An 8208-nucleotide genomic window follows, 5' to 3' on the forward strand; every position below is an offset into this window, starting at 1 on the left:
CTCCATCTGGCATTTGTCGCTGCTCTTTGCGGCGCTGTTGATCGACCACTACATCGCATGAACACCCGTCGTTTCGCGCTGACCGCGCTGGCCGCACTGTCGTTGGCCGCCTGCCAGAAGGCGAGCCCCGACAAGCCTGCCTTCAAGGGCATCGACCTGACCGGCGCCGAGTACGCCCGCACGCTGAACCTGACCGACCAGGACGGCCGCGCCCGCTCKCTGGCTGACTTCAAGGGCAAGGTGCTGGTGGTCTTCTTCGGCTACACCCAATGCCCCGACGTCTGTCCGACGACGATGGCGGAAGTGGCCGAAGTCAAGCGCAGCCTGGGCGCGGACGGCGACAAGGTGCAGGGCATCTTCGTCACCGTCGACCCGGAGCGCGATACGGCGCAGCTGCTCAAGGCCTATCTGGCCAGCTTCGATCCCAGCTTTGTCGGCCTGCGCGGCAGCGAGGAGCAGACGAAGGGCGCGGCCAAGGAGTTCAAGGTCTTCTACGCCAAGGCGCCGGGCAAGACACCCGAGACCTACACGATGGACCACACGGCGGCGAGCTTCATCTTCGACACCGAAGGCCGCGTGCGCGTTTACGCGCGCTACGGCTCGGGCGCCCAGCCGCTGGCGGACGACATCAAGCTGCTGCTGGCCGAAGCCAAAAAGTAGAAAAGGCCCCGAGGGGCCTTTTACTTGGAGCCGAGGAGGTCAATCAGGCCGCTTCGGTCAGCGCCTTCTTCATCTTCTTCATCGCCGCCACCTCGATCTGGCGGATGCGCTCGGCCGACACGCCGTATTCGGCAGCCAGCTCGTGCAGCGTCATGCCGCCCGACGAATCGTCGTTCACCTTCAGCCAGCGCTCCTCGACGATGCGGCGGCTGCGCGCGTCCAGCACGTCCAGGGCGCGGTGGATGCCGTCGCCGGCCAGTTCGTCGCGCGAACGCGCCTCGATGACGCGGGTCGGCTCATGGCTGTCGTCGGCCAGGTAGGCGATGGGCGCGAAGCTCTCGCCATCGTCGTCGGTCTGCGGCTCCAGCGCCACGTCGCCGCCCGACATGCGGGTCTCCATCTCCAGCACTTCCTCGCGCTTGACGTTCAGCGTGCTGGCGACATGGGCCAGTTCGGCCTCGGTGAGCGTGTTGCGATGCGTCTGGCCGTCGGCCTGGTCGGCCTTCATCTGGTGCTTCATCGAGCGCAGATTGAAGAACAGCTTGCGTTGGGCCTTGGTCGTCGCGACCTTGACCATGCGCCAGTTCTTCAGGATGTACTCGTGGATCTCGGCCTTGATCCAGTGCATGGCATAGCTCACCAGGCGCACGCCCTGGTCCGGGTCGAAGCGCTTGACGGCCTTCATCAGGCCGACATTGCCTTCCTGGATCAGGTCGCCCTGGGGCAGGCCGTAGCCCATGTACTGGCGGGAGATGGCCACCACCAGGCGCAGATGCGACAGCACCATGCGGCCGGCGGCTTCCAGGTCGCCCTTGTCGCGCAGGCTGCGCGCGGCGGACCCTTCTTCCTCGGCCGTCAGCAGCGGCAGGCGGTTGACGGCGGAGATGTATGCGTCCAGATTGCCCAGCGAAGGCACCATGGCCCAGGGGTCGCGGACGGCAATGGCAGAAGAGGCGGACATCGTCATGAATCCTTGCTAAACCGCGGCGCGGAATGCCGCGGTGAGCAGGATATTAGCACTCTGGTTTGGCGAGTGCTAAGTCAGTTCGTGACGGTGTTGGAATGCAATGTTTCCAACGGTGAAACAGTCAGCGATCGCTAACTTTCCTTCAGTCGACCAGGCCGAAATCCGGGCTTTTGATCATGGCCTCGATATCCAGCAGGATCAGCATGCGCTCGCCGAGCTTGCCCAGGCCGGTGATGAAGCGGGCGTCCAGGGCGGCGGCCACTTCCGGGCGCGGCTTGATCTCGTCGGCGCTCAGTTCCAGCACGTCGGACACCGAATCCACGACGACACCGACGACGCGGCCGGCCACATTGAGCACGATGACGACGGTGAAAGCGTTGTATTCACCGGCCTGGCCCAGGCGGATGCGCAGGTCCACGATGGGCACGATGACGCCGCGCAGGTTGACGACGCCCTTGACGAAGGCCGGTGCATTGGCAACGCGGGTGGGCGGCTCGTAAGAGCGGATTTCCTGCACGCGCAGGATGTTGAGGCCGTATTCCTCTGCGCCGATGCGAAAGGTCAGGAACTGGCGACCATCGGTGCGTGCCAGGGCCTGCACGGCCTGGGCACCGGTGCTGGGAAYGAGATCGGTGGAACTCATCGGGCGCTGACGCGTGTTGGGGACTGGGCCCTCATTCTGCCCCCGCTACGACGGAGCCCGGCGCCAACAATTCATCGACCAGGGCGAGCAATTCACGCACGTCCAGCGGCTTGGTCAGATAGTGCTGGGCGCCCGCCACCTCGGCGGCGGCGATCTGCTCGGGCTGGGCATTGGCCGACACGACGACGACCGGGGGAAGCGGCTGGCCCAGCTCGCGCATGCGGCTCAGCAGCGTCAGGCCGTCGCCATCGGGCAGCTGCCAGTCGAGCAGCAGCAGGGCCGGCGGGCGCTCGCGCAAGGCGCGCAGGCCGGCTTCCACGGTCGGCGCCACTTCCAGCTCGATGCCGGGCCGCTGGTCCAGGATGCCGCGCATGACTTCGGCGTTGAGCGGGTTGTCCTCCACGTAGAGCACGCTCCGCTGGGGGCTGGGGCGCGGGCTGGTCGGTTCGTCCGGGGCTGTCTCCTGGGACAGTGCAGCGGCAGCGCCGCTGGCCGGCAGCCTCAGCACGAAGCAGGCGCCGGGGCCGTCCTGCTCTTCGGCGCGCAGGCTGCCGCCCATCATCTCGGCCAGGCGCTGGCTGATGACCAGGCCGATACCCGTTCCCGGCAGGCCGCTGCGCTCGCGGCCCAGGCGGTTGAAAGGTTGGAAGAGGGCGGCGCGCTGCTCTTCGGTAAGGCCCAGCCCGGTGTCGCGCACGGCGATTTCGACCCACCCCAGCTCAGGACGAGCCACCTCGACGCTGACGCTGCCGCCTGGGCGGTTGTACTTGACCGCGTTGCTGAGCAGGTTGGTCAGGATTTGGGTAACCCGCGTGGGGTCGCCGACGAGGCGCACGGCGGCCGGGTCGATACGCTGGCTGATGGCCAGGCCGCGCTCTGCGGCTTGACCTTGCACCAGCGCCAAGGCCCGGGCCAGCAGCGGCGGCAGCTCCAGCAGCACAGGCTCCAGGCGCAGCGAGCCTGCCTCGATGCGCGACAGGTCCAGCGTGTCGTTGATCATTTCCAGCAGATGCCAGCCGGCCTGGGCGATCTGCTGGGCGCGTGCGCGCTGGCCCGGTGCCAGCGGTTCACCGGCGTCCATCTGCATCAGCTGCGTGAAGCCGAGGATGGCGTTCATCGGTGTGCGCAGCTCATGGCTCATGCGCGACAGGAACTCGCTCTTGGCCTGGTTGGCCGCCTCGGCGGCCTCGCGGGCGCGGTCCAGCTCCTCGATGCGCAGCTGGTCGGTGATGTCCTCGATGATRCCCACCAGCCGGTGCGGCCGGCCGTCCGCGCCGCGCAGCAGGCTGACCAGCACGCGCGCATGGGCGGTGCTGCCGTCGGGACGGATATAGCGCTTCAAGCGGCGGTAGAACGGGATCTCACCGCGCATCAGCCGGCGTGCCAGGCGGATGTCCTCACGGCGGTCATCGGCATGGGTCACGTCGATGGAGCGCTTGTTCGCCAGCGCCTCGGCCGTGTAGCCGACCAGATGGCAGAAATGGGCATTGACCTCCTGGAAGCCGCCGTTGAGGTCGGTGAAGGCGATGCCGATGGGCGCAGTCTCGAAGATGCTGTGAAAGCGCTGCTCGCTCTGGCTCAGCGCGCGTTCGCCCTGGGCGCGGTTGGCAACCTCGCGCTCCAGCGCGGCCGTGCGTTCCTGCACCAGCGCCTCGACATGCTGGGTGCGGCCCGACATCAGCAGCAGCAGCGCGCCCACCATGGCCGTGGCCAGCAGGCCGACGAGGGCGAAGGCCCAGCTGCGCCCCGGCGCCTGCACCAGGCCGGGCAGGTCATAGATGCGAATCTCCCATGACCGGCCGCCGAACTCCAGCGGCATCTTGACCAGGGGCAGGTCGGCACCTCCACGTTGCACGGCCTCGCAGCCCAGACGCCCGCCCAGTCGCGGATAGAGCGCGCCGCGCTCCAGGTCGACGAGACAGGCGCCGAGATGCTCGGGCCAGTTGGCCGCCAGGCGCGACAGCAGCAGGTCGGGCCTCAGCGTGGCGAAGACGACGCCGTCCAAGGCCTGCTCGCTGGGCGCCGCCTGGCCCCGGTAGAGGGGCTGGTAGACCACAACGCCGACCGCGGCCTCCTTGTCCTGCGACAGCTGGAAGCCCGCCGACGCCACCGGTTTCCCCAGCGAAGCGGCGCGCTCGATGGCCGCGCGCGCGCCGGGGATGGTGCGCACGTTCACGCCCAGCGCGCCGGCATTGCGCGACAGCGGTTCGATGAGGCGGATGGCCAGCATGTCCTCGTCCGCCGGTGGGCGCAGGTCGCCGGCACGCAGGCGGTCGCGCGCCTGGTAGCCGCCGGGAAAGGCATCGGCCGCGGCAGCCGCGTTGAAGCGGTCGACGTCGGCGCGCGCAACACGCAGCGTCAGGCCCAGCGCGATCAACGGGCTCTCCTCGGTCAGGAAGCCGCTCGTCGCTTGGGCGAACTCCGCGCGCGTCGGCCTTGGCTTGACCTTGACGAGGCCGTGCACGCCCTCCAGTGCCAGCAGCGGCTCGCGCAGCCGGCCGGCCAGGTCCTGGGCGGCGCTGGTCGCGTCGCGCGTGAAGTCGGCGCGGTTGCGCTGGCGGTCCCATTCCATCGTGACGGCCACGCCCAGGCCCACGAGCAGCGTGGTCAGCAGCATCGGCAGGCCGACGCTGAAGCGCCGCGTTGCCCAGGCCGAACGCGGCTGGCCGATCAGGGCCAGGGTGATCGGCGTGGCGATGAGCACGCCCATCAGGTCGCCGGTCCACCAGATCGTCCAGACCAGGCCCATCTGCGCGGTGGCGATGACGCCGAAGGCCTTCAGCACCAAGCTCGCGCAAGTTGGGCTGACGACGCCCGCCAGCGCCGCCGCGAACAGATAGCCGGCGATCTCGCGCGGCGAGGCCAGCACCAGCGGCCGGCCGCACCAGCGCCGCATCAGCAGCGTGCCGGCCACTGCCTGGGCGGCGGCACCCAGGCCGATGCCCAGGGCCAGCGGCAGCACGCCGCTCAGTTCGTTCATCGTCGTGGCCTGCACGATGAAGGACCCCAGGGCCACGGCCGGCGTGTAGCGCAGGCCCCAGACAAGCAGCACGGCCAGGCCCCAGCCGGCGGCGGGGTAGATGGGCGCGACCTGGTAGGGCGGCAGCACCATCAGCAGGCCCAGCCGCGCCAGCACGTAATAGACGGCGACGATGGCCGCCGACAGCGCCAGGTAGCGGCCCACGTCGCGGGCGCTCAGCGGCCGCATGGCCTTCATTCGGCCWGGGCCTCCCTCAGCGTCTGCACGACGGGCCGCTGCAGCACGCCGCGCAGGCTCCACCAGCCGGCGCTCCAGGCCAGCAGCGCGCCGCAGGCCGCGCCAACCAGCGGCACCCAGGGCTTGATGTGCCAGTCGAACTCGAAGACGAAGCGCGCCAGCAGGGCCGCCAGCACCAGCGCCACGGCGCCGGCCAGGAAGCCGGCCAGGGCGCCGACACCCAGCAGCTCGGCGCGCTGCACCTGGGCCAGCAGCGACGACGGCGCGCCCAGCGCCCGCATCAGCGCGAACTCACGCGTGCGCGCCTCGCGCGTGCTGCCCACGGCCGCCAGCAGCACGACCAGGCCGGTGGCCAGCGTGAAGCTGAACAGGAACTGCACCGCCTGGATGACCTGGTCCAGCACGCCCTGCACCTGATTGAGCTGGGCCGACACGTCGATGACGGTGAGATTGGGGAACTGGCGCGCCAGCTCGCGGTCCAGCTTGGTGGCCGGCGGGCTGCGGTAGGCGGCGATCTGCGTGGACGGCAACTCGGGCAGCTCGGCCTTCTCGAACAGCACAAAGAAGTTGACCCGCATGGACGACCAATCGACCTTGCGCAGATTGGTGATGCGCCCCTGCACGGGCTGGCCGGCGATGTCGAAGGCCAGCGTGTCGCCGAGCTTCAGGCCAAGCGTCTGCGCCAGGCCTTCCTCGACGCTCAGGCCGGTCTCGTCGGGCTTGGCATCACCCCAGCGGCCGCTGGTGATCTGGTTGTGGGCCGGCTTGTCGGCCGTGTGGCTGAGGTTGAACTCGCGCTCGGCCAGGCGCTGGGCGCGTTCCTCGGCAAAGCGCTTGGCCTGCACCGGCTCGCCGTTGATCGCCGTCAGGCGGCCGCGGATCATCGGGTACCAGTCGTAGTCCTTCACGCCGGCGTCCGTCAGCGTCTTGCGAAAGGCTGTTGCCTGGTCGGGCTGGATGTTGATGACGAAGCGGTCCGGTGCGGCCGCCGGCGTCGCGCGGCGCCAGCTGTCGATCAGGTCGGTGCGCAGCAGCACCAGCAGCGCCAGCGCCAGCAGGCCGACCGCCAACGAGGACACCTGCATGACTGCAAAGCCCGGCCGTGCCGCGACCTGGCGCGTGGCCAGCAGCAGCCAGCGCGGCACGCCCGCACCGCTGACATTGACCGGCACCAGCCGGCGCAGCAGCCACACCGCCGCCCAGGCCAGCAGCGCGAACAGCAGCACCGCGGCGGCAAAGCCTGCGGCGGCGATGGCGCCGAGCTTCACGTCGCCTGCCAGCACGACGAGGATGGCCGCGAGGCCCGCCACACCCGCGCCGAGCACCAGCAGTGAGCCGGCCTTGGGCGCGCCGAGGTCGCGGCGGATGACGCGCAGCGGTGGCACGGCGGCGAGCTGCAGCACCGGCGGCAGGCCGAAGCCCAGCAGCAGCGACAAGCCCAGGCCCAGGCCCAGCAGCGCCGGCCAGATGCTGGGCGGTGGCAGGTCGACGTCGATCAGCCCGGCCAGTAGCGACACGAAAACCTGGTGCAGGGCCAGGCCGCCCAGCACGCCGACCGCGCTGGCGCTCAGGCCTGCGAGCAGGAACTCCAGGCCGTACGCCCAGGCGATGCGGCGCTGCGGCTGGCCGAGCACGCGCAGCATGGCGCAGTCGTCCAGATGGCGGGCTGCAAAGTCGCGTGCCGCCAGCGCCACGGCCACGGCTGCGAGCAGGGCTGACAGCATGGCCACCAGGCGCAGGAAGCGGGCCGCGCGGTCCAGCGTCTGGCGCATCTCGGGGCGGCCGGACTCCAACGACTCCAGGCGCACGCCACGCAGCTTGTCCTTCTCGACGAGTTGCTCGGCGCCGGCCACGAAGCGGCCGACGGCACCCGGTGCTGCGCCCGGGCCGGGCACGACCGCCATGCGGTAGGTGAGGCGGCTGGCGGGCTGCACGAGACGGGTGGCGGCGAGGTCGGCCTCGGCCAGCATGACGCGCGGCGCGAAACTCATGAACCCGGCGCCACGGTCGGGCTCGGTCTCGATCAACGCAGCGAGCTTCAGCTTTGCGTCGCCGAGCAGCAGCGTGTCGCCGAGCTTCAGCCCCAGGCCATCGGCCACGGCCGGGTCGACCCAGACCTCGCCGGCGGCTGGCGCACCGCTGCGGCCGGGCAGGGCCTCGCGCAGCTTGATGCTGCCGCGCAGCGGATAACCCGCACCAACGGCCTTCACGGCCACCAGCCGGCTCTCGCCGCCATGGGCTTCGTCGCTGCGCGCCATGCTGGGGAAGGTGGCCGTGCGCACGGTGGTCAGGTTCTGGGCGGCGGCCAGGTCGACGAGGGCAGGGGCCGTGGGCTGGTCACTGGCAACGACGGCATCGCCGCCCAGCAGCTTGGCGGCGTCGCGGCGCAGGCCCTGGTCGAGGCGGTCGGACAGGAAGGCCACAGCGCACAGTGCCGCGACGGCCAGGGCCACGGCCAGCATCAGCAAGCGCAACTCGCCGGCCCGCCAGTCCCGCAGCAACTGGCGCCAGGCGATCAGCAAAGTGGCAGGCGGACGCTGGGCGGGCGAGGCGGAGGACGTCATGCGCGCGACTGTAGCCGTGGGAATCGCATTCAGCCCTGTAAACTCGCGGCCCATTGCGGGTGTAGTTCAATGGTAGAACTTCAGCTTCCCAAGCTGACTACGTGGGTTCGCTCAATGACAGCCAGCGGCTGTCATTGGACGGCGCTCAGCGCCGGGC

General features: G+C 69.9%; 5 protein-coding genes. 1 reads left to right on the forward strand and 4 read right to left on the reverse strand.

Features of this window, described 5'->3' with window-relative positions; genetic code table 11:
• Positions 1–57 precede the first annotated feature (57 nt).
• A complete protein-coding gene (locus ACXJKR_RS17775) occupies positions 58–660 on the forward strand; it encodes an SCO family protein (protein ID WP_457323947.1) in 603 nt (200 codons plus the stop codon).
• Positions 661–703: 43 nt separating this feature from the next.
• On the opposite strand, the gene rpoH is transcribed toward ACXJKR_RS17775, so the two are convergent.
• The 4 genes from rpoH to ACXJKR_RS17795 all read right to left on the reverse strand — a co-directional run bounded on the left by rpoH (position 704) and on the right by ACXJKR_RS17795 (position 8051).
• Positions 704–1621 carry an RNA polymerase sigma factor RpoH gene (gene rpoH / locus ACXJKR_RS17780; RefSeq protein ID WP_394326329.1) on the reverse strand — a complete coding sequence of 306 codons (918 nt, stop codon included), beginning with the start codon at positions 1619–1621 and terminating at the stop codon, positions 704–706.
• Positions 1622–1769: 148 nt separating this feature from the next.
• The gene (locus tag ACXJKR_RS17785; RefSeq protein WP_457323948.1) at positions 1770–2270 is read right to left on the reverse strand and encodes a chemotaxis protein CheW; all 501 of its coding nucleotides are present in this window, start codon (positions 2268–2270) and stop codon (positions 1770–1772) included.
• Between the two features lie 31 nt (positions 2271–2301).
• Positions 2302–5478, reverse strand: a complete 3177-nt coding sequence (locus ACXJKR_RS17790; protein WP_457323949.1) for a CHASE domain-containing protein — start codon at positions 5476–5478, stop codon at positions 2302–2304.
• 5 nt (positions 5479–5483) lie between these two features.
• Entirely contained in the window at positions 5484–8051 is a 2568-nt protein-coding gene (locus tag ACXJKR_RS17795; protein WP_457323950.1) for an ABC transporter permease, read from the reverse strand.
• Positions 8052–8208 lie beyond the last annotated feature (157 nt).

Source organism: Roseateles sp. P5_E11 (genome assembly GCF_054049355.1).